The 19,694-nt window shown below is 70.9% G+C and carries 22 protein-coding genes; 11 read left to right on the plus strand and 11 right to left on the minus strand.

The window, feature by feature from the left end:
• Positions 1–55: 55 nt before the first annotated feature.
• A complete protein-coding gene (gene nagB / locus ACFW2E_RS10090) occupies positions 56–841 on the minus strand; it encodes a glucosamine-6-phosphate deaminase (RefSeq protein WP_384464219.1) in 786 nt (261 codons plus the stop codon).
• 361 nt (positions 842–1,202) lie between these two features.
• Here nagB and ACFW2E_RS10095 point away from each other — a divergent pair, with 361 nt between their 5' ends.
• The 3 genes from ACFW2E_RS10095 (at position 1,203) to ACFW2E_RS10105 (ending at position 4,887) form a co-directional block, all read left to right on the plus strand.
• Positions 1,203–2,225, plus strand: coding sequence for an SIS domain-containing protein (locus ACFW2E_RS10095; protein ID WP_384464271.1), 1,023 nt, complete (start codon positions 1,203–1,205; stop codon positions 2,223–2,225).
• A gap of 216 nt (positions 2,226–2,441) precedes the next feature.
• Complete coding sequence (locus ACFW2E_RS10100) at positions 2,442–3,074, plus strand: TetR/AcrR family transcriptional regulator (RefSeq protein WP_384464222.1); 633 nt, start codon at positions 2,442–2,444, stop codon at positions 3,072–3,074.
• A gap of 337 nt (positions 3,075–3,411) precedes the next feature.
• Complete coding sequence (locus tag ACFW2E_RS10105; protein WP_384464225.1) at positions 3,412–4,887, plus strand: sensor histidine kinase; 1,476 nt, start codon at positions 3,412–3,414, stop codon at positions 4,885–4,887.
• A 190-nt stretch (positions 4,888–5,077) separates the two neighbouring features.
• Here ACFW2E_RS10105 and ACFW2E_RS10110 read toward each other — a convergent pair whose 3' ends face one another.
• Positions 5,078–5,335 carry a WhiB family transcriptional regulator gene (locus tag ACFW2E_RS10110; protein ID WP_003992873.1) on the minus strand — a complete coding sequence of 86 codons (258 nt, stop codon included), beginning with the start codon at positions 5,333–5,335 and terminating at the stop codon, positions 5,078–5,080.
• A 320-nt stretch (positions 5,336–5,655) separates the two neighbouring features.
• On the minus strand, positions 5,656–6,624 hold the full coding sequence (locus ACFW2E_RS10115) for a diacylglycerol/lipid kinase family protein (RefSeq protein WP_384464229.1): 969 nt from the start codon (positions 6,622–6,624) through the stop codon (positions 5,656–5,658).
• Between the two features lie 116 nt (positions 6,625–6,740).
• Between ACFW2E_RS10115 and ACFW2E_RS10120 the strand changes: the two genes are divergently transcribed.
• Entirely contained in the window at positions 6,741–7,196 is a 456-nt protein-coding gene (locus tag ACFW2E_RS10120; protein WP_384464231.1) for a hypothetical protein, read from the plus strand.
• Between the two features lie 307 nt (positions 7,197–7,503).
• On the opposite strand, the gene ACFW2E_RS10125 is transcribed toward ACFW2E_RS10120, so the two are convergent.
• The 3 genes from ACFW2E_RS10125 to ACFW2E_RS10135 all read right to left on the minus strand — a co-directional run bounded on the left by ACFW2E_RS10125 (position 7,504) and on the right by ACFW2E_RS10135 (position 9,555).
• Positions 7,504–8,613, minus strand: a complete 1,110-nt coding sequence (locus tag ACFW2E_RS10125) for an RNA polymerase sigma factor SigF (protein WP_384464234.1) — start codon at positions 8,611–8,613, stop codon at positions 7,504–7,506.
• A 17-nt stretch (positions 8,614–8,630) separates the two neighbouring features.
• The gene (locus tag ACFW2E_RS10130) at positions 8,631–9,044 is read right to left on the minus strand and encodes an anti-sigma regulatory factor (RefSeq protein WP_004925829.1); all 414 of its coding nucleotides are present in this window, start codon (positions 9,042–9,044) and stop codon (positions 8,631–8,633) included.
• Positions 9,045–9,294: 250 nt separating this feature from the next.
• The gene (locus ACFW2E_RS10135; RefSeq protein WP_384464236.1) at positions 9,295–9,555 is read right to left on the minus strand and encodes a UBP-type zinc finger domain-containing protein; all 261 of its coding nucleotides are present in this window, start codon (positions 9,553–9,555) and stop codon (positions 9,295–9,297) included.
• Positions 9,556–9,614: 59 nt separating this feature from the next.
• On the opposite strand from ACFW2E_RS10135, the gene ACFW2E_RS10140 reads away from it, so the two are divergent.
• The gene (locus ACFW2E_RS10140) at positions 9,615–11,207 is read left to right on the plus strand and encodes a Na+/H+ antiporter (protein WP_384464238.1); all 1,593 of its coding nucleotides are present in this window, start codon (positions 9,615–9,617) and stop codon (positions 11,205–11,207) included.
• 16 nt (positions 11,208–11,223) lie between these two features.
• On the opposite strand, the gene ACFW2E_RS10145 is transcribed toward ACFW2E_RS10140, so the two are convergent.
• Complete coding sequence (locus ACFW2E_RS10145; protein WP_384464240.1) at positions 11,224–12,144, minus strand: 1-aminocyclopropane-1-carboxylate deaminase/D-cysteine desulfhydrase; 921 nt, start codon at positions 12,142–12,144, stop codon at positions 11,224–11,226.
• Between the two features lie 100 nt (positions 12,145–12,244).
• Entirely contained in the window at positions 12,245–12,922 is a 678-nt protein-coding gene (locus ACFW2E_RS10150; RefSeq protein WP_384464243.1) for an N-acetylmuramoyl-L-alanine amidase, read from the minus strand.
• A gap of 296 nt (positions 12,923–13,218) precedes the next feature.
• Here ACFW2E_RS10150 and ACFW2E_RS10155 point away from each other — a divergent pair, with 296 nt between their 5' ends.
• From ACFW2E_RS10155 to ACFW2E_RS10180, 6 genes are all read left to right on the plus strand, one after another.
• A complete protein-coding gene (locus ACFW2E_RS10155) occupies positions 13,219–14,625 on the plus strand; it encodes a family 2B encapsulin nanocompartment shell protein (RefSeq protein WP_384464246.1) in 1,407 nt (468 codons plus the stop codon).
• Between the two features lie 112 nt (positions 14,626–14,737).
• The gene (locus ACFW2E_RS10160) at positions 14,738–15,877 is read left to right on the plus strand and encodes a family 2 encapsulin nanocompartment cargo protein polyprenyl transferase (protein ID WP_384464249.1); all 1,140 of its coding nucleotides are present in this window, start codon (positions 14,738–14,740) and stop codon (positions 15,875–15,877) included.
• A 434-nt stretch (positions 15,878–16,311) separates the two neighbouring features.
• Positions 16,312–16,896 (plus strand): dihydrofolate reductase family protein, encoded by a 585-nt coding sequence (locus ACFW2E_RS10165; RefSeq protein WP_384464252.1) that lies wholly within the window; start codon positions 16,312–16,314, stop codon positions 16,894–16,896.
• Positions 16,897–16,922: 26 nt separating this feature from the next.
• Entirely contained in the window at positions 16,923–17,120 is a 198-nt protein-coding gene (locus ACFW2E_RS10170) for a hypothetical protein (protein WP_384464255.1), read from the plus strand.
• Positions 17,121–17,300: 180 nt separating this feature from the next.
• Positions 17,301–17,633, plus strand: a complete 333-nt coding sequence (locus ACFW2E_RS10175; RefSeq protein WP_384464258.1) for a DUF952 domain-containing protein — start codon at positions 17,301–17,303, stop codon at positions 17,631–17,633.
• Positions 17,630–17,896, plus strand: a complete 267-nt coding sequence (locus tag ACFW2E_RS10180; RefSeq protein ID WP_384464260.1) for a hypothetical protein — start codon at positions 17,630–17,632, stop codon at positions 17,894–17,896. Before ACFW2E_RS10175 ends, ACFW2E_RS10180 begins: the two co-directional genes overlap by 4 nt.
• A 4-nt stretch (positions 17,897–17,900) precedes the next feature.
• On the opposite strand, the gene ACFW2E_RS10185 is transcribed toward ACFW2E_RS10180, so the two are convergent.
• The 3 genes from ACFW2E_RS10185 to ACFW2E_RS10195 are packed head-to-tail and all read right to left on the minus strand — an operon-like array spanning position 17,901 to position 19,603.
• Positions 17,901–18,632, minus strand: coding sequence for a VOC family protein (locus ACFW2E_RS10185; protein WP_384464262.1), 732 nt, complete (start codon positions 18,630–18,632; stop codon positions 17,901–17,903).
• A 43-nt stretch (positions 18,633–18,675) separates the two neighbouring features.
• On the minus strand, positions 18,676–19,092 hold the full coding sequence (locus tag ACFW2E_RS10190) for a VOC family protein (protein WP_384464265.1): 417 nt from the start codon (positions 19,090–19,092) through the stop codon (positions 18,676–18,678).
• A 37-nt stretch (positions 19,093–19,129) separates the two neighbouring features.
• Complete coding sequence (locus tag ACFW2E_RS10195; protein ID WP_384464268.1) at positions 19,130–19,603, minus strand: hypothetical protein; 474 nt, start codon at positions 19,601–19,603, stop codon at positions 19,130–19,132.
• Positions 19,604–19,694 lie beyond the last annotated feature (91 nt).

Here is a 19,694-nt window from a genome sequence, read left to right on the forward strand (position 1 = left end):
CGCTACGCCCCCGGACACCGCCGTGGATCCCGGCGCCTTCGGGCCTGCGAAGACGTCAGATTCCCTGCCAGTCCGGCTTGTTGGCGTACGTGTGCCGGAAATAGTCCGCCAGCTTCAGCTTGGAGGCGGCTCCCTCGTCGACCACCACGGTGGCGTGCGGGTGCAGCTGGAGGGCGGAGGCCGGGCAGACCGCCGCCACCGGTCCCTCCACGGTCGCGGCGACCGCGTCCGCCTTGCCCTCGCCGGTGGCGAGCAGCACCAGGTGGCGCGCCTCCAGGATCGTTCCGATGCCCTGGGTGATGACGTGGTGCGGCACCTGCTCGATGTCGCCGCCGAAGAAGCGCGCGTTGTCGATCCGGGTCTGCTCGGTCAGCGTCTTGATCCGTGTGCGCGAGGCGAGCGACGAGCACGGCTCGTTGAACCCGATGTGCCCGTCGGTGCCTATCCCGAGCAGCTGCAGGTCCACCCCGCCGGCCTCGGAGAGCGCATTGTCGTACGCCTCGCACGCCCCCTGCACGTCCTGCGCCGTCCCGTCAGGTCCCAGGAACGCCTCCATCCCGATCCCGAGCGGTTCCAGCACCTCGCGCCGCAGCACGGAGCGGTAGGACTCCGGGTGCTCGGCGGGCAGGCCCACGTACTCGTCGAGCTGTGCGATCCGGGCCCGGGAGGTGTCCACCGCACCGGAACGGACCTTCGCCGTCAGCGCCTGGTAGATGGGCAGCGGGGTGGAGCCGGTGGCCACACCGAGCAGGGCCTCGGGCTTGCGTCGCAGCAACTGGGCCATGGCGTCGGCGATCAGCTCGCCGCCCGCCGCGGCGTCCGGAACGATGACAACTTCCACGCTGGGCCTGCCGTTCTGAAGAGGGGCTCACCTGGGAACCGAAGGGAACACATGTGGTATAGACCAATCTAGCAGAGGAGCCCCCTGGTGAGTGGGGCCGGTACGACCTCCCGGCCGGTTCGTTTCGACTCGATCGGTTTCCCTTCGAAGCGTGTTCCCGGGACCGTCGGCGAACCGACGCCTGCCCGCCGGGTGCCGATGAGATGCTGTTGGTGATCCGCGTGGTCGCGCGGCCCCGTGATTCCGCGGCCGCGTGCACCGCACGCGCCGGCCACGGTCGACGCGCACGACCGGCACGTCTCGAGGAGGCCCCGTGAACGCCCCCGCCCAGGACCCCCGGACCGACCGCCCGGGCCGGATCATGGCCCGGGAGATGGCCGAGCAGCCCGCCGTGCTGCGCCGGATCCTGGACGAGGGAGCCCCGGCCGTCCGCCGCGTGGCCCGGGAGATCGCCGCCCGTCGGCCGCGCTTCGTCCTGCTGACCGCCCGCGGCACCTCGGACAACGCCGCCCTGTACGCCAAGTACCTCCTGGAGATCCGCCTCGGCCTGCCCTGCGGTCTCACCTCCATGTCGACCACCACGGCCTACGGCGCCCGCCCCGATCTGACCGACGTCCTGGTCGTCACCGTCAGCCAGTCCGGCGGCTCCCCGGACCTGGTCGCCTCGACCCGGGCCGCCCGCGAGGCCGGCGCGATCACCCTCGCCGTGACCAACAACCCGGACTCACCTCTGGCCGGCGTCTCCGAGTACCACATCGACATCCTGGCGGGACCCGAGAAGGCCCTCCCGGCCACCAAGACGTACACGGCCTCCCTCCTCGCGCTCTACCTCTTCGCCGAGGGCCTGCGCGACGGCGACGGCGCCCCCGCCAAGGGGCTGCCCGACCTCGCCGAGCAGCTCCTCGCCCGGCAGGACGAGGTCCGGGCCCTGGCCGCCCGCTACCGGTTCGCCGAGCGGATGGTCATCACCTCACGTGGCTACGGCTACCCCACGGCCAAGGAAGCCGCCCTCAAACTGATGGAGACCAGCTACATCCCGGCACTCTCCTACTCCGGCGCCGATCTCCTGCACGGTCCGCTCGCCATGGTCGACAACGTCTCGCCCGTCATCGCGGTCGTCACCGACGGCAAGGGCGGCGAAGCACTGCAGCCGGTGCTGGACCGGCTGCGCGACCGGGGGGCCGACCTGGTCGTCATCGGGCCCAGGAGCCAGGTCGAGCAGGCATCCGCCGGCTTCGTCCTGCCCACCGAAGCAGTCGCCGAGGAGCTCCAGCCGATCCTGGAGATCATCCCGCTCCAGCTGCTGGCCTACGAGGTCACCGTCGCCCGTGGCCAGGACCCGGACGCGCCCCGTGCCCTGGCCAAGGTGACGGAGACCCGCTGAATCACGGCGCGGGCGGCGGGCCGGAACGGCGTCGGGTCGGCGTCCCGGCCGCTCGGCGATCCCGCGCCCGATGGCCTCTGCCCGCCCCCGTGACGAGTGCCGTCCTGCCCGCGGACACGCCCCGGCGCCCCTCCACATTTTTCCAGCGACCACTACAGACGAAACCGTACAACGCCCTTCCGGCATTTCTCTAAGGCCCGCTATAAAATACGCCCCATGGTGCGCAGCGAGGAGACGAAGCCGCAGGCCGGGACGGCGACCAAGGCGCGCGGCCGCCCCCGTTCCTTCGACCGCGCGACCGCGCTGGAGAAGGCCGTCATGGCCTTCTGGGAGCACGGCTACGAGGCGACCTCGGTCTCCGACCTCACCCGGATCATGGGCATCGGCGCCCCCAGTCTGTACGCGGCCTTCGGGGACAAGCGCTCCCTGTTCGAGGAGGTGGTGCGGGTCTACGCCGGGTCGTACGGCGCGTTCGCACGCCGCGCCCTGGACGAGGAGGCGACCGCCCGCGCCGGGGTCGAGAGACTGCTGCGCGAGGCCGCGACCGAGTTCACCGACCCCGGTCACCCGCACGGCTGCCTGGTCGTCCACGCGGCCACCAACTGCACGAACCCCGAGGTGGAGGACGCCCTGCGCCGGCAGCGCAACGCCAACATCGTCGCCATCGAGAGCCGCATAAGAGCGGACGTCGCCGCCGGCGAGCTGCCGCCGGACACCGACACCGCCGCGCTCGCCCGCCACGCCGGAGCCGTCTTCCAGGGCATGTCCCAGCAGGCGCGTGACGGGGCGGGTCGCGAGGAACTCGAAGCCGTCGCGGAAATTGCCATGGCCATCTGGCCCCGCGGGTGACCCGGGCGGGCTAGGCTGCCAACCGTCAACTGTGAACAGCCTCCAACGCATGGACACACATCGTGGTCTAGTCCACAATGCGTAGGGGAAATGCGTGCGGTATGACCGCGACGCAAACACACTCTTCCGTCTTCCCCGCACAGGAAGGCGGACCGAGGATCCGGAGCTCTCTGCCCTGACTGCCCCGGTTCCTCATCCTTCGGCCGACCGGGACCGCACACCCCACGGCCGATACTGCTCCGGGCTGCGGTGCCGGGAGGGTTGAGGGTCCCTCCCAGGCGCCGCGGCCCGCGGGTGTTTTTCGGCCACGCACAACTGCCCGGGTACGCTCGCACACGTGCCCTCCATGAACGAACTCGTACGCCAGCACACCGCCCTCGACGACTCCGATCTCGAGTGGCTCCACCTGCTGGTCTCGGAGTGGCAGCTGCTCTCCGACCTGTCCTTCGCCGACCTGGTCCTGTGGGTCCCCACCCGCGACGGAACCCGCTATGTCTCCGTCGCCCAGATGCGGCCCAACACCGGCCCCACCTCCTACCAGGACGACATGGTCGGCCACCTGGTCCCGCGCGGCCGGCGCCCGATGCTGGACGCGGCGCTCGACGAGGGCCGGATCGTGCGTGAGGGCGACCCGGAGTGGCGCGAGGAGGTCCCCGTCCGGGTCGAGTCCATCCCCGTACGACGGGAGGGACGGGTCCTCGGCGTCATCGCCCGCAACACCAATCTGCTCACCGTCCGCACGCCGAGCCGCCTGGAGCTGACCTACCTGCAGAGCGCGTCCGACCTGGCGCAGATGATCGCGGCCGGATCCTTCCCCTTCCCGAACCAGCAGGTCGACATGGACGCCTCGCCGCGCGTCGGCGACGGCCTCATCCGGCTCGACGCGGACGGCACCGTCCAGTACGCCTCCCCGAACGCCCTGTCCGCCTACCACCGCCTCGGTCTCGCCTCGGACCTGGTCGGCCAGGACCTGGGCACGACCACCGCCGAACTCGCCCCGACCCGCGGGCCGGTCGACGAGGCGCTGGCCAAGGTGGCCAGCGGCTGGGCGCCCCGCGAGTTCGAGATCGAGGCGCGCGACGGGGTGATCCAGTTCCGGGCCATCCCGCTCAAGCCCAAGGGCACCCGCATCGGTTCGCTGGTCCTGCTTCGCGACGTCACCGAACTTCGCCGCCGCGAACGCGAGTTGATCACCAAGGACGCGACCATCCGGGAGATCCACCACCGGGTGAAGAACAACCTCCAGACGGTCGCCGCCCTGCTGCGCCTCCAGGCGAGGCGCATCGAGTCCGACCGGGGCCGGGAGGCCCTGGAGGAGGCCGTACGGCGCGTGGGCTCGATCGCGATCGTGCACGAGACGCTGTCCCAGAACCTCGACGAGCGCGTGGAGTTCGACGAGATCGCCGACCGCGTGCTCGCGATGGTCGCCGAGATCTCGCCCGGCAAGGTCGCCGGCCGGCGCAGCGGCAGGTTCGGCATACTCGACGCCGAGGTCGCGACCCCGCTGTCGATGGTGCTGACCGAAATCCTGCAGAACGCCCTCGAACACGGCTTCCGGGAGGGCGACACGGGCACGGTCGAGGTCTCTGCGGTGCGCGGCGGCACCAGTAAGGAGGCCCGCCTCCTGGTCACCGTGCAGGACGACGGCGTGGGCCTGCCCGAGGGCTTCGACCCGCAGACCGCGGGAAACCTGGGTCTGCAGATCGTGCGGACCCTGGTCGAGGGCGAGTTGGGCGGCACGTTCGACATGGTCCCGGCGCCGGGGCGCGGGACGCGCGTGATCCTGGACATCCCGGTGAGGGCGCAGAAGTAGCGCGCACCCGGGTGACTCTTCTGGAAAGCAAAGAGCCTCGGACCTTTGGTCAGGTCCGAGGCCAGTGCTCGCTGCTGCTCTTTACTACTAAGCGCATCGGGGGTACTGCGCGCTGCGGCTCGGGGGCGGGAGATGCGTACTCGCTGTACGCGCCGCCAAGCTCAGGCTGTCAGAGCGGGGTGGGTTGTTGTCAGGCGGAGGCCTGACGGGCCCGGTTGCGGGCGGCGCGGCGCTTCATGGCGCGGCGCTCGTCCTCGCTGAGACCACCCCAGACGCCGGAGTCCTGACCGGACTCAAGCGCCCACTGCAGGCACTGCTCGATAACGGGGCAGCGACGGCAGACGGCCTTGGCTTCCTCGATCTGCAGCAGCGCAGGACCGGTGTTGCCGATGGGGAAGAAGAGCTCGGGGTCTTCCTCGCGGCAAACGGCGTTGTGACGCCAGTCCATGGCTGCTACCTCTCCTTGGTATTACGTGCAGGTTGCTTGTGAATGTGAACGCTTTCACGAATCCCTCAACAAGTGAAGGGCCGACCGCCAGGGTCACCGGCGTTGGTCCTGTGGTTTGAAGAGGGGTTCTGGTGATCAGTGGAGGCCGGTCTTGCGGGCCGTCCCGATCGCCACGTAGAGACTCGCAAACCTCAGCGGCGGATACAACCCCTTCCGGAAAGTTTTTTTTGATTCCTCGGTGTCGACTGGGTCACAGCCGTACTTCCATGGGGTGGATCCTGGCCTAAACGTTCGAGTGAAAGGACTTTGGCCCGTTCCGCTCACACAATCACACGCAGTGCGCGGCGTACGCCTGTGAACGTCACGCTCGTACGCAGCCCGAGGTGGTCTCCGTCCATCTGGAGGGGCAGCGGCACCTTCGAATGCAAGGTGAACTGGTCCAGGTCGTGCAGGGAGGTCGCATGCCTGCCATGAGGGCCCCGCTCGGGGGACGAAGTGAGCAACTGGGTGGCATACCGGGCAACCGCGGCCGTGGACAGACGGCTGAGACCGAGTACGTCAATGCCTTTATCGAACGAGGCCTTAGGTGACGTGTACATCGGGCGATTGCCGAGATAGGTCCAAGGGGACGTGTTCGAGACTATGGCGACGACGAGGTCGGTGACCGGGTCCGCACCGGGGCGCTCGAGCGTGATCGTGCCGTGGCGCCGGTGCTGCTCACCGAGGAACTGACGGACGACCTGACGGACGTAGAGCGCGTGCGTGGACTTCTTGCCGCGCTCGCGCTGCTGCTCGACGCGGCCGACGACACCCGCGTCGAAGCCGAGGCCGGCGTTGAAGGTGAACCAGCGGGCCGGAACCCCTTCGTCCTCGGTGCCGGGCGTGCCCGAGGTGAGTCCCAGGCCGACGACGCGTTCCCGCTCCTCGCGCAGGGCGTCCAGCAGGGCACCGGTGGCCTCCACCGGGTCGTTCGGCAGGCCCAGGGCACGGGCGAAGACGTTGGTGGAGCCACCGGGGACCACGGCGAGGCCGGGGAGGCGCTCGGGGGCGGGGCCGTCGTGCAGCAGTCCGTTGACGACCTCGTTGACCGTGCCGTCACCGCCGAGGGCGACCACCATGTCTATGTCGTCGCTCTCGGCCGCCTGCCGGCCGAGGTCGCGTGCGTGGCCGCGGTACTCGGTGGTGACCGCCTCGAGTTTCATCTCGCTCGCCAGCGCGTGGATCAGCACGTCACGCGTACGTGCGCTTGTGGTGGTTGCCGCCGGATTGACCACGAGAAGTGCACGCATGGGTTGCAGCGTACCTACTGGGGGGTACTGGGCCCAGACCGAGGTAGGGATCAGGTAAGAGCGAAGGCCGTGAGCCTGGACACCCGGGGCCGTGGGGCGACGGCTACCCTTCTGGGGTGAGCAGCGAGCAGAACCCCACCCCCGACATCGCCGCAGCGGACGGCCCCCGCCCGCGCCGCCTGACGTACGCGGCCGCGTTGGCCGCGCTGGAGGGGCTCGCGCTCGTGGTCGCGGGAGTGTGGGTTCTGGTCCTCGGCATCACCGGTGAACCGGACGACAGGCAGCAGGCCGTGACTCTGGCCATCACGCTGGTCGTCCTCGCCCTGCTGCCCCTGCTGGCCGCCCGCGGGCTGCTGCTTCGCCGCGGCTGGAGCCGGGGTCCCGCCGTGATCACCTCGATCATGGCCCTCGTCCCTGCCTACAGCCTCCTCCAGGCCGACAGCATCGCCGTTCCGGCCGGCATCGTGCTGGCCGTCGTGGCGGTGACGTCGCTGGTGCTGCTGCTGAGCCCGGCCACGACCCGGGCCCTGGGGATCCGGGGACCGGGACGTGCGCAGGAGCCCACGCGGTAGCCGAGGGTCGCCGTCGGCCGACGTTTGCGTTTTCCGGGCCGCCACCTCTTTGCCGGCCGCGACGTGCGCCGAGCGGCCGACGAGAGGCAGGGCCCGCATCGGGAGTGCCCCGGCAGTCGTCGTGAGCCCAGGGGGCGCCTCACCGTCGTGAGTGAGCGGGGCCGTCCCGGGTGCGGGTAGCGGTTGCCGTCGGGAGTGGGACGGCGGTTGCACACGCTTCGTGGGCCGAGAGTGTGGCCCCTTCGGTGGTGTGGGGCGGTCGCGGGACGTGTCGGTGTTCGTGGCCGCTCCCGTCCCGGCGTGTCCGCTACTCCTCGACCAGCAGCTTCTCCCGGAGCTGGGCCAGGGTCCGGGCCAGCAGACGGGAGACGTGCATCTGGGAGATGCCGACCTCCTGGGCGATCTGGGACTGGGTCATGTTGCCGAAGAAACGCAGCAGGAGGATCCGCTTCTCGCGCGGCGGGAGGTCCTCCAGGAGCGGCTTCAGCGACTCGCGGTACTCGACGCCCTCCAGCGCCTCGTCCTCGGCGCCAAGGGTGTCCGCGACGGCCGGGGACTCGTCGTCGGTGTCGGGGACGTCCAGGGAGAGGGTGGAGTACGCGTTGGCCGACTCCAGGCCCTCCAGCACCTCCTCCTCCGAGATGGCGAGCTTCTCGGCGAGTTCGTGGACCGTGGGTGAGCGGCCGTGCTGCTGGGAGAGCTCGGCCGTGGCCGTGGTGAGCGCCAGGCGCAGTTCCTGGAGACGACGGGGGACGCGGACCGCCCAGCCCTTGTCCCGGAAGTGCCGCTTGATCTCGCCGACGACCGTAGGCGTGGCGTACGTGGAGAACTCCACGCCGCGATCCGGGTCGAAACGGTCCACCGACTTGATCAGGCCGATGGTGGCGACCTGGGTGAGGTCGTCGAGCGGTTCACCGCGGTTGCGGAACCGGCGCGCGAGGTGTTCGACGAGCGGCAGGTGCATACGGACGAGCTGGTTGCGCAGCTCCGCGTACTCGGGGCTGCCGTCCTTCAGTTTGCGCAGCTCGACGAACATAGCGCGGGCTCCGCTGCGGTCCTGCGGGTCGTGCTGCGCACCCTGCAGACCCGGTGCGACCTGCGCGCCCACTTCGTCGTCCCGTTCGTGCTCGCTCATCGTCCCGCCCGTCGCCCTTCCCCGAGCCTTCGCCTCCTCCCCCACTCTCGGCTTCGCTCGAGCGGGGGCACCCCCGTGGACCGGGGACACGACCCCGTTCCGTCCTTCCGGAGGCGCGCTCTGCACGGCACCTTCGAAGCCGGCCTCCACGGAGTCGTCCTCCGGGTGCGGCCTGGCCTGCTCGGGGATGCCGTCGATGCCGTCAGCCATGCGTCGGGAACCGTCCGCAGAGCCTGCGCCCTCGGCCGGCAGCTCCCGTGTGCCGCGCTCTTCGTCCCGCACCGGCCCGTCCCCGTCCCTCACGCCGGCCCGGGTCCCGCGCCGCGCTGTTTGTAGAGGCTGATCGACACGGTCTTGTCCTCGTCGACGGCCGAGGAGACCTTGCCCGCCAGGGCCGACAGCACGGTCCAGGCGAAGGTGTCCCGGGATGGCGCGTGGCCGTCCGTCGTCGGGGCCGACACCGTGACCTCGAGCGAATCGTCGACGAGTCGGAAGACACAGCTGAGCACCGAGCCGGGCACGGCCTGCTGGAGCAGGATCGCGCAGGCCTCGTCCACCGCGATGCGCAGGTCCTCGATCTCGTCCAGGGTGAAGTCCAAACGGGCCGCGAGGCCGGCCGTGGCCGTCCGCAGCACCGACAGGTAGGCACCCGCAGCCGGCAGCCGGACTTCCACGAAGTCCTGGGTCGCGGGCTCGCCTGCGATCTGGGACACCCTCACCTCCATGGTGGTACAAGCTTCTCGGGGGCCGAGGGTCGCCCCCCGGGTTAACGCGATACGTGGTTCAGCGGTGACGCTATCGCGCTCCGAACTTTCCTGTCCCCGGGACCCCAACCCCCTGGCGTCACTCACAGTAAAGCTGTGGATACGCTCCGTGTCTAGGGGCCTGCGGGCCCAAATGGGAAGAGCGCGCGCCGGATTGACGTACCCAGACGTCAGACCGTCGAACCTTCTGGAACCAGGGTCACACGAGTACGTGGTCGACGAAGCACCACCGCCAGTCCTCACCGGGCTCGAAGGTCCGCATCACGGGGTGACCGGACTCCTTGTGGTGCCCGGTGGCATGTCTCCCCGGCGAGGAGTCGCAGCAGCCGACGTGGCCACAGCTGAGACACAACCGCAGTTGCACCGGGTGCGTGCCCTCCGCGAGACACTCCGGACAGGTCGCGTTCTGGGGCTCGGGTTCGGGGTGCGGCAGCGCGTCGGAGTGCGTGCACTGTTTCATGATTGCCAGATTACGACGGGTGTGCGGGTGGCCGCGCGGAAAATGAGGGCGGGCGAGACATGGACGTGATGCCGCTGCTGTTGCTGGTGGCGGGCAGTGCGGCGGTGGCCGGGGCGGCCCGGCGCACCCCGGTGCCCGCGCCGCTGCTGCTGGTCGCTGTCGGTCTGGTGATCTCGTACGTCCCGGGGGTGCCCGACTACACCCTCGACCCCGAAGTCGTGCTGCCGCTCCTGCTGCCACCGCTGCTGTACACCTCGGCGACCGACAGCTCGTACCTCGATCTGCGCGCGCAGCTGCGGCCGGTGGCGCTGCTCTCGGTGGGGTACGTGCTCTTCGCGACCTTCGTCGTCGGCTGGGCGGTCTATCTGATCGTGCCGGGGATGCCGCTGACGGCGGCGCTGGTGCTGGGCGCGGTCGTGGCGCCGCCGGACGCGGTGGCGGCGACGGCGGTCGCGCGCCGGGTGGGGCTTCCCTCCCGGATCACGACCATCCTCCAGGGGGAGTCCCTGCTCAACGACGCCACCGCGATCACCGCCTACAAGGTGGCCCTGGCCGCCGCCGTCGGCGAGGGCGCCACCTGGATCGGCGGGATCGGCGAGTTCCTGCTCGCGGCCGTCGGCGGCGTCGGGGTCGGCCTGGTGCTGATGGCTCCCATCCACTGGCTGCGCACCCATCTGAAGGAGCCCCTGCTCCAGAACACGCTCTCCCTGCTGATCCCGTTCGTCGCGTACGGCGTCGCCGAGCAGCTGCACGCCTCCGGCGTCCTCGCGGTCGTGGTCGTCGCCCTCTACCTGGGGCACCGCGCGTGGGAGGTCGACTTCGCCACCCGCCTCCAGGAGGAGGCGGTGTGGAACATGGTCGCCTTCGTCCTGGAGTCGGCGGTCTTCGCGCTGATCGGCCTGCAGTTGCCGGTCGTCCTCAGGGGTCTCGGGGCGTACGAGGGCGCCGACGCCACCTGGTACGCGGTGGCCCTCTTCCTCGTGGTCGTCGTCGCCAGGTTCGTATGGGTCTACCCGGCGACCTTCCTTCCACGGCTGTCGGCCCGGATCAGGGAACGCGAGGCGGACCCCACCTGGAGGGGCGCGATGGTCACCTCGTGGGCCGGGATGCGGGGTGTGGTGTCCCTGGCCGTCGCCTTCTCCATCCCGCTCACGGTGCATGGCGGCGCCCCCTTCCCGCAGCGCAACCTGATCCTGTTCCTGACCTTCACGACGGTCATCGGGACGCTGGTGGTGCAGGGCCTGACGCTGCCGCCGCTGATCCGCCTGCTGAAGTTCCCCGGCCACGACGCGCAGGCCGAGACGCTCGCCGAGGCCAACGCCCAGGCGCAGGCCTCCCGGGCCGCCGAACAGTGCCTCGACGACCTCCTCTCCGATGAGCGCAACGCCCTGCCCCCACCGCTGGCCGACCGGCTCCGCATGGTCCTGGAACGCCGCCGGAATGCCGTTTGGGAGCGGCTCGGCCAGGTCAATCCGGTCACCGGCGAGACGGTCGACGACACCTACCGCCGGCTGTCCCGGGAGATGATCAGCGCCGAGCGCGAGGTGTTCGTCAAGCTGCGGGACCACCGCTACATCGACGACGAGATGCTCCGCAATCTCCTGCGCAGGCTCGACCTGGAGGAGGCGGCGGCCTACCGGGAGGCGGCCTGAGGCGTACGGGGCCCGGCTAGGCGTCGGGGAAGGGGCGGCCGGTGACGACCGCCGCGACGGTCGTGCCGCGCGGGAACGCCCCTTCGGCCGCCAGGACAGCGAGACCGTAGAGCAGTTTGGCGACATAGAGACGCTCGACGGGCAGTCCGTGCCGCCGCTCGAAGTCCTCGGCGAAGGCGTCGAGCTCGGGGGTGGTACGGGCGTAGCCGCCGAAGTGGAAGCGGTCGTCGAGGGACCAGGTGCCGCGCCGGGCGCCGAAGGCCCGTTCCTGCAGAGCCTGTATGTCGGCCGTCAGAAAGCCGCCCCTGAGGACGGGGATGCCCAGCGCGCGCTGCTGCGGGGCGAGACCGGCGGCCAGCCCGGCGAGGGTGCCGCCGGTGCCGCAGGCGAGGGCGACGACGTCGGCGTGGCCCCGCATCTCCTCGCCGAGGGCCTGGCAGCCACGTACGGCGGCGGTGTTGCTGCCGCCCTCCGGGACGACGTACGCGTCCCCGGCACCGGCCGTGCGCAGGACCGCTTCGAGAGTCTCCGGCTCGGCCTTTCGTCGATACGTCGCCCTGTCGACGAAGTGCAGCCGCATACCGTCGGCCGCGCACCGGGCCAGGGAGGGGTTGAGGGGGCGGTCGGCCAGCTCCTGGCCGCGGACGACGCCCACCGTGCGCAGACCGAGGAGACGGCCCGCGGCGGCCGTGGCGCGCAGATGGTTGGAGTAGGCCCCGCCGAAGGTGATCAGCGCGCGTCCCGCCGCCGCCTCGATGTTCGGCACCAGCTTGCGCCACTTGTTGCCGATCAGCTCCGGGTGGATCAGGTCGTCGCGCTTGAGCAGGAGACGCACGCCGTGCCGCGCGAAGCGGTCGTCGTCGATCTCCCGAAGAGGTGAGGGGAGCCGGGGGCGCAGCGTGGCGGGATCGGGATCGGGAGTGTCGGCGCTGGTCACCCGGCCATTCTCACCCGCCCGGCCTGCGGATGGGCGGGCCGCGCGGCGGTCGCTGCCTCAGCCGCTCCGCGGCCGTGCCGGCAGCTCTCCGGTCCCCGGTTCAGTCGCTCTCCGATTCCCGGACCAGCCCCTCTCCGAATTCGGTCTCGACCGCCTTCCGGGTCCTGGCGCGGCCGCCGTCGGGGGCATGGGTCAGCCGGGCCCTGATCCGTTCCCGCAGCGACGCCATGGTGAACCCCAGCGGGTCGTTCTTCCCCGGCTGCCACTCCCGGTGCCCGATGACGGACAGCTCCGTCCACCCGTGGTGGCGGCAGATCGCCGCCGACGCCCGCGTGATCGCCTCCAGCTGGACCTCGGGCCAGGGGTCGGCCCCGTCGCCGAGGTTCTCGCACTCGAAGCCGTAGAAGTGCCGGTTGCCGTCGGTGTTCGACTCGTTGTCCCGGGGCAGCCCCCTCTCCGCGATCACCGCGCGCAGCACGTCGTCGTCGCCGAGCCCGGCGTGGTTGGCGCGGCCGTAACCGACGAGGTGGACCGTTCCGTCCTTGGTGATCACACCGTGGCACAGCGGGCCCGGCAGGTCCGGGCGCCCGTCCCGGCAGAGGTCCACCGTCCGATCGCGGCCCGTGGTCACGGTGTGATGGATCATCACACCGTGGACGGGACCCCACGGCCCCTTGTGGTTGCGGTTGTGGTGCTCCCAGTGGCCGACCTCGACGATCGTGAGTCCCTCCGCTCGCAAGGCGTCCAGAAAGCCGCTCGCGGACATGGGTGAGGCCATGCACGCCTCCTTCGCGCTGTACTCCGGGGCCACGGAACATGGCCGCCGCGTACCGCTGCTTCTACTGCAAACCGGACGTCATGGACCAGATCGTTCGCACGCTGTGCGAGCCGATCCGGACAAGTGCCACGGCGTGGGCCTGCGCCGCACCCGGTCCCTCTGCCTGCCCAGTCGTACGATGATCCATTCCCGCTCTTTCGGGTAATGGTGCGAGCACGCTCCGTGAGCGAGGCTGGTCACGATGCCGATGCGTGGCGCAGTTCGGTGCCAGCGCATGACCGGGAGGGTATGTCCTTATGTCGGTAGGCGAAGAGGTCCGCGCGGATCAGGGCAAGCCGCAGCAGTCTCTGGACACGGCGGCCGCGCGGAACCTGGCCACCACCACCAAGTCCGCACCCCAGATGCAGGAGATCAGCTCCCGCTGGCTGCTGCGGACGCTGCCATGGGTGAACGTGCAGGGCGGCACGTACCGGGTGAACCGGCGACTGACGTACGCGGTCGGCGACGGCCGCGTCACCTTCGTGAAGACCGGCGACCGCGTCGAGGTCATCCCGGCCGAACTGGGCGAGCTGCCGGCCCTGCGGTCGTACGAGGACGGGGCGGTCCTGTCGGAACTCGCGTCCCGCTGCCGGCAGCGGGACTTCGCGCCGGGCGAGGTGATCGCCTCGTTCGGCAGCCGGACCGACGAGGTGTTCCTGCTGGCCCACGGCAGGGTCGAGAAGATCGGCACGGGCCCGTACGGCGACGACGCGGTCCTCGGCGTCCTCGCCGACGGTGCCTACTTCGGCGAGCAGGCGCTGCTCGACCCGGACGCCATCTGGGAGTACACGGCCCGTGCGGGCACCGCCTGCACGGTGCTGATCCTGTCCCGCCATGACTTCGACCAGGTCGCGGAGCGGGCCGAGTCACTGCGCGGTCATCTCCACGACCTTCGCTCGATCCCCGAGCAGCGCACCAACAAGTACGGCGAGAAGGCGGTCGAACTCGCGGCCGGCCACAGCGGCGAGCCGGACATCCCGCACACCTTCGTCGACTACGAGGCCCGGCCGCGGGAGTACGAGCTGAGCATCGCCCAGACCGTGCTGCGCATCCACACGCGCGTGGCCGACCTCTACAACCAGCCGATGAACCAGACCGAGCAGCAGCTCAGGCTGACGGTCGAGGCGCTGAAGGAGCGCCAGGAGCACGAGCTGGTCAACAACCGGAACTTCGGACTTCTGCACAACTGCGAGTACGAACAGCGGCTCCAGCCGCACGACGGCGTGCCCAGCCCGGACGACATGGACGAGCTGCTCAGCCGCCGGCGCGGCACCAAGCTGTTCCTGGCCCACCCGCGCGCGATCTCCGCGTTCGGCCGGGAGCTGAACAAGCGCGGGCTCGTCCCGGAGACCGTCGAGATCGGTGGCAACCGTATCCCCACCTGGCGCGGGGTGCCGATCTATCCGTGCAACAAGATCCCGGTCACCCCGGAGCGCACGACATCGATCATCGCCATGCGTACCGGCGAGGAGGAGCAGGGCGTCATCGGGCTGAGGCAGGCCGGGATTCCCGACGAGATCGAGCCGAGTCTGTCCGTCCGCTTCATGGGGATCAACGAACAGGCCATCATCAATTACCTGGTCACGGCCTACTACTCGGCAGCCGTGCTGGTGCCGGACGCGCTCGGTGTGCTCGAAAATGTCGAGATCGGACGCTGGAGGTGACGTTTCCGCACTTCGCGGCCGTGTCTCCGCCCCTCCGGGCGGGTAGTTCCTCCGGGTACGCGTCCAGTCGGAGCGGAAGCGCCACCGTCCGCCGTCGCCGCGAGGGGGACCCATGGCCGAGTTCTTGACGGAGACGAAACGGCGCCCGAGGGGGGCACCGCGGATTCCCGGGGTGCTGGAGACACTTCAGCGGCCCAGGCCCGCCGGGGAGGGCGGTTCGGGCCCGGCCGACGGGCACGAGGCTGTGGCGATCCTGGACCGGGCCCGGGTGTCCGTCGACCCCGAACTGCGCGCGGCCGTGGAGTCGCTGCCCGCTTCGATGCGCCGCGTCGCGCGCTACCACTTCGGGTGGGAGCAGGCGGACGGCACCCCGGCGGCGGGCAGTGCGGGAAAGGCGATACGGCCCGCGCTCGTCCTCGCCGCGGCCGCCGCGCTGGGCGGACCGCGGGCGCGGTCGGCGGCCGTCCGGGCTGCCGCGGCGGTGGAGCTGGTGCACAACTTCACACTGCTGCACGACGACGTCATGGACCGGGACACCTCCCGCAGGCACCGGCCCACGGCGTGGACCGTGTTCGGCGACGCCGACGCGATTCTTGCCGGGGACGCCCTGCAGGCGCTGGCGCTCAGGCTGCTCGCCGAGGATCCGCACCCGGCCTCCGGGGCGGCGGCCGCACGCCTCGCCGACTGTGTCGTCGAGCTGTGCGCGGGTCAGCACGCGGACACGGCCATGGAGAAGCGCGGTCCCACCGAGGTCACCCTCGACGAGGTGCTCGCCATGGCGGAGGCCAAGACCGGAGCGCTCCTCGGATGCGCCTGCGCCCTCGGCGCGCTGTACGCGGGGGCGGGGGAGGACGATGTCGCGGCGCTGGACGCGTTCGGCCGCCAGGCCGGGCTCGCCTTCCAGCTGATCGACGATGTCATCGGCATATGGGGTGGCCCGAGCCGCACCGGCAAGCCGGCCGGCGCCGACCTCGCCGCCCGCAAGAAGTCGCTGCCCGTGGTCGCCGCGCTGACCTCCGGCACGCCGGCGGCGGCCGAACTCGCCGAGCTGTACGCGCTGCCGTACGAGGAGGAGGGCCTGGAACACACGATGCTGGCCGTGGAGCGGGCGGGCGGCCGTGACTGGGCGCAGGACCAGGCCGCCGACCGGATGGGCCGGGCGGTGCACCAGCTGGCCCGTGCGGTTCCCGACCCCGAGTCGGCGGACGGTCTGCTCGCCCTGGCCGAGTTCGTGACGCGGCGCAGCACCTGAGCCGGTCTGCGCCCGACAGACCCCGGAGTCTCCGGGACCGCGCGGTTCCTGACCCCGCACGGCCACCGGGGGCTCCGGCCCGGCGGGTCCCGCACATCCCCCCGGCGTGCGGGGCCCGCCTTCTGTCCTGGTTGGGCTCAGTGGCCTTACGAGCGGCGTTGGTCGAGGGCCGGGGCTTGGGCGCCGTGTTCCTCCGGCGTGCCCCCGACCGCTGCGACCGCGAGAGGGCTCTGCCTGTCCGCAGGAGAGCTAGGCCCGCACCCGCGCACTGTTACGAGTGTCCCGGTGCCGCTCACCCTGCCGCCGGAATTTCCGTCGTTCGGAATCTCCTCTCCCACTTGTGGGTGTCCTGGGAAAAGCGCTTGCAGCCACTGCGGTTGAAGTACTACAACCGTAGTTATCAACGCGACCGCAGCCCACGAAAAGAGTCCCGCTTGCGTAAGCTCACCTACTTCATCGCCTGCTCCATCGACGGCTTCATCGGAGATCCGAAGGGCGATGCCTCCTCCATGTTCGGCTTCCTTGACGAGGAGTTCCTCGGGTACCTGACCTCGACGTACCCCGAGACCATCGCGGCCCAGGGGCGCGGGCCGCTCGGCGTCGAGGGTGCCGAGAACAAGCACTTCGACACCGTGATCCAGGGGCGCGGAAGCTACCGGCTCGCCCTGGACATCGGCGTCACCAGTCCCTACGGGCATCTGCGCGAATACGTCGCCTCCCGCAGCCTCGGCACCTCGCCCGACCCCGCCGTGACACTGATCGACGGTGATCTGGTCGCCGCCGTGCGCGAGTTGAAGGCCGAGGCCGGCGATCTCGGCATCTGGCTCTGCGGTGGCTCCCAACTCGCCGGCGCACTGCTCGACGAGATCGACGAACTCGTCATCAAGACCTACCCGCAGGTGTACGGCTCCGGTATGCCGATGTTCGGCAGCGGCTTCGCCGTCACCGACTTCGCCCTGGAGTCGGTGCGCACGTTCGGGAACGGGGTGCTGGTGCGGACGTACAGCAGGAAGCGCTGAGGCCCGGCCGGTCCTACCCTGAGGACATGGACAGCGAAGGTCATGCCTGTCCCGCCTGCGGACAGCCCGTCGAGACGGTCGTACGGCGGCACAAGACGCTCGGCGCCTGGGTCCCGCTGTGGGTTGCCGGCCCTTGCCACAACCCCGAGTGCGAGGCCTGCGTCGACCCCGTCGCCGAACGGCCGGAGCAGCAGCCCGGCCCCGCCCCCTCGGAAAAGTCCTGAGCGCGTCGAGAATCCCGGCCCGGCTCCGGCGTCCCCTGCGAGAGCCGCCCATGGCGGGCGGCCGGAACGAAGGAGCGGACCCATGAGCGGGCACCGCCTGGACGTGGTCCGATGCCCAGCCTGCCGGAACGGTGCCATCCGCAGGGGCGGGCGGGCCGGCCGAGACCGTAGCGTGGCCGCATGCCGAAACTGCCGTACATCCTGCACATCACCGAACGCTCCCTGTGGGACGCGGCCCGCGAGCGCGGCACCTACGAGATCGCGACCCGCGGCCGCACGCTCCAGGAGGTGGGCTTCATCCACTTCTCCACCCGCGACCAGCTCCCGCGCGTGGCCGACTTCCTGTACGGCTCCTACGACGGCCCGGACGACCTGGTGGTCCTGGTCGTGGACCCGGCCCTGGTCGGCGCACCCGTCAAGTACGAGGCCATGAAACCGGACGGCGAGGAGTTCCCCCACGTGTACGGGCCCGTCCCGGTGGACGCCGTGGTGGATGTGGAGCCCTGGGGATGACCGAGGAGGGGGACAGGCGCCGTCGGCTGTGGCGGTGGGCGGTCGTGGTGTGGGCGGTGGCCGTGGGAGCCGGGGGAGGACTCACGCTCTGGCTGCAGGGCTCGACCCAGCCGCGGGGGCCGTACGGCTGGGAAGAGACCCACGACTCACCCGCACCGCTGCTCGGGCAGGACGTGGACGGCACCGCGTGCCCGTCGGCGTTCGCGTCCCGTTCCGGCGGGCCGGTACTGGCCGTCTGCGTGCACTCGACCGTGCGTCGCTGACCGGCTACGGCAGGGCGCCCGTCTGCGGATCGCGTCCGGTCAGGCAGTACGTACCGCCCGCCGGGTCGCGCATCACCGTCCAGTGGGGCCCGTGGGCGACGAGGGTGGCGCCCAGGCCCGCATGGCGGGCGCGGGTCTCCTCGATGTCCGCGCAGGCCAGGTCGACATGGGCGGAGGCGGGCCGCTCCTCGCCGAGCCGCTGGAGGAGGATCCGGACGGGAAGGCCCGGTGGCGGCCTGAGCACCCGGAACTCCGGCAGCGAGCCGGACAGCAGGTCCCAGCCGGTCAGTCCGGCCCAGAAGGCGGTCTCGGCCTCGTACCCGGACGGCGGGATGTCCAGGCACACCTGGTCCAGCCGGCTGCCGGCCACCACCGGCGGCCGTACCGCCTCCCCGTGCCACGGCACCGCACAGAACAACTGCCCGGCGGGTGAACGCAGTACGGCCCACCCGTCGTGCTCCGCGGCCGTCCCGGCGCCCAGTTCCCGGGCCGCCTTCACGAACCGCGGCACGTCCTCGACCGCGAAGTCGGGATGCGCGCCGCCCGCGCCGGAGAGCACTCCCTGGACCTTCGCACAGGCGTCCGCGCCGTTCTCCGGTACGAGCGTCACGAACTCCTCTCGATCGCCCCGGAGTCCGGAGAGACGGGTGCCGGTGACGGCCGTCCAGAACGTCCGCGACCGGTCGAGCCGGCCGGCCGGGCGATCGATGAAGGCGTAGGTCCAGCGGATGCTCATGGGGTGATCGTAGGCAATGCGGCCCTCCGGCCTCTCGGGAATCTCAGTCGTCCGCCCGTTGCAGGAACCGCAGCATGTTCCCGGCGGGGTCCCGGAACGCGCAGTCGCGCACCCCGTAGGGCTGGTCCGTCGGCTCCTGGAGCACGTCCGCGCCGGACTCCCGGACGCGTTCGTACAGGGCGTCGCAGTCCGCCGTGGTGAAGATGACCCCGCGCAGCACGCCCTTGGCGAGCAGCTCCGCCATCGCCTGCTTGTCGGCGGGGGAGATGTCCGGGCTGGCCGCGGGCGGCTCCAGCACGATCTCCACGTCGGGCTGGAGCGGTGAGCCGACCGTCACCCATCGCATTCCCTCGAAGCCCACGTCGTTGCGTACCTCCAGGCCGAGTACGTCGACGTAGAAGGCGAGGGCCTTGTCGTGGTCGTCGACGGCGATGAAGCACTGCTTGAGTTTCAGGTCCATGGGTTCACGCTAGGTGTGCGGGGCCGGGCGTGCCCGGTCAGCTCAGGGACCAGATGGACGGGTCGTGCTGGGCGAGCGGGCCGGCCTGGGGTGTCGTGGTGCGGAGAGGGACGGAGGCGCGGATGCCCGAGCGGGCGGCCAGGGCCTGGGTGACCTCGGCCTCGGTGACCCGCACGGGGGCGTCCGCCGGAGGGTCCGACCGCGCGGCACGCGTCCGGGCCAGGGCCGCGGCCTCGTCCAGCAGGTCGACGGCCGATCCCGGGAGCGAGTGATCGGGGACGCGGTCGCGGGCGAGCGCGCCGGCGGCTTCCAGGGCCCTGTCGGTGAGGACCGCGTCGTGGTGGGCCTCCAGTCGCCCGCGGACGCCACGGAGGATGTCGCGCACCTCGGCGGCGGACGGTTCGTCGACGAGCACGGGCTGGACGAGGCGGTCGAGTCCGGGGTCGGGATCCCGGCGCTCGTACTCCGCGCGGCCGCAGGGCGCCCAGGACGAGGCTCCCACCGCCCCCACGGACACACCGGACAAAAAGGAGGGGGGTGGTGTGGGGACCGACCTCTAATCCCGGGAGTTAGGCGACGAGAGGGTTTATCACAAAACACTC

The organism is Streptomyces sp. NPDC058964, assembly GCF_042741275.1.
GTDB lineage: Bacteria > Actinomycetota > Actinomycetes > Streptomycetales > Streptomycetaceae > Streptomyces.

Coding starts and splice junctions, on each gene's coding strand:
- ACFW2E_RS10095 (WP_384464271.1), top strand. CDS start 1,203: ATGGCCCGGGAGATGGCCGAGCAGCCCGCCGTGCTGCGCCGGATCCTG.
- ACFW2E_RS10100 (WP_384464222.1), top strand. CDS start 2,442: ATGGTGCGCAGCGAGGAGACGAAGCCGCAGGCCGGGACGGCGACCAAG.
- ACFW2E_RS10110 (WP_003992873.1), bottom strand. CDS start 5,335: ATGGACTGGCGTCACAACGCCGTTTGCCGCGAGGAAGACCCCGAGCTC.
- ACFW2E_RS10115 (WP_384464229.1), bottom strand. CDS start 6,624: ATGCGTGCACTTCTCGTGGTCAATCCGGCGGCAACCACCACAAGCGCA.
- ACFW2E_RS10135 (WP_384464236.1), bottom strand. CDS start 9,555: ATGAAACAGTGCACGCACTCCGACGCGCTGCCGCACCCCGAACCCGAG.
- ACFW2E_RS10140 (WP_384464238.1), top strand. CDS start 9,615: ATGGACGTGATGCCGCTGCTGTTGCTGGTGGCGGGCAGTGCGGCGGTG.
- ACFW2E_RS10150 (WP_384464243.1), bottom strand. CDS start 12,922: ATGGCCTCACCCATGTCCGCGAGCGGCTTTCTGGACGCCTTGCGAGCG.
- ACFW2E_RS10155 (WP_384464246.1), top strand. CDS start 13,219: ATGTCGGTAGGCGAAGAGGTCCGCGCGGATCAGGGCAAGCCGCAGCAG.
- ACFW2E_RS10160 (WP_384464249.1), top strand. CDS start 14,738: ATGGCCGAGTTCTTGACGGAGACGAAACGGCGCCCGAGGGGGGCACCG.
- ACFW2E_RS10170 (WP_384464255.1), top strand. CDS start 16,923: ATGGACAGCGAAGGTCATGCCTGTCCCGCCTGCGGACAGCCCGTCGAG.
- ACFW2E_RS10175 (WP_384464258.1), top strand. CDS start 17,301: ATGCCGAAACTGCCGTACATCCTGCACATCACCGAACGCTCCCTGTGG.
- ACFW2E_RS10180 (WP_384464260.1), top strand. CDS start 17,630: ATGACCGAGGAGGGGGACAGGCGCCGTCGGCTGTGGCGGTGGGCGGTC.
- ACFW2E_RS10185 (WP_384464262.1), bottom strand. CDS start 18,632: ATGAGCATCCGCTGGACCTACGCCTTCATCGATCGCCCGGCCGGCCGG.
- ACFW2E_RS10190 (WP_384464265.1), bottom strand. CDS start 19,092: ATGGACCTGAAACTCAAGCAGTGCTTCATCGCCGTCGACGACCACGAC.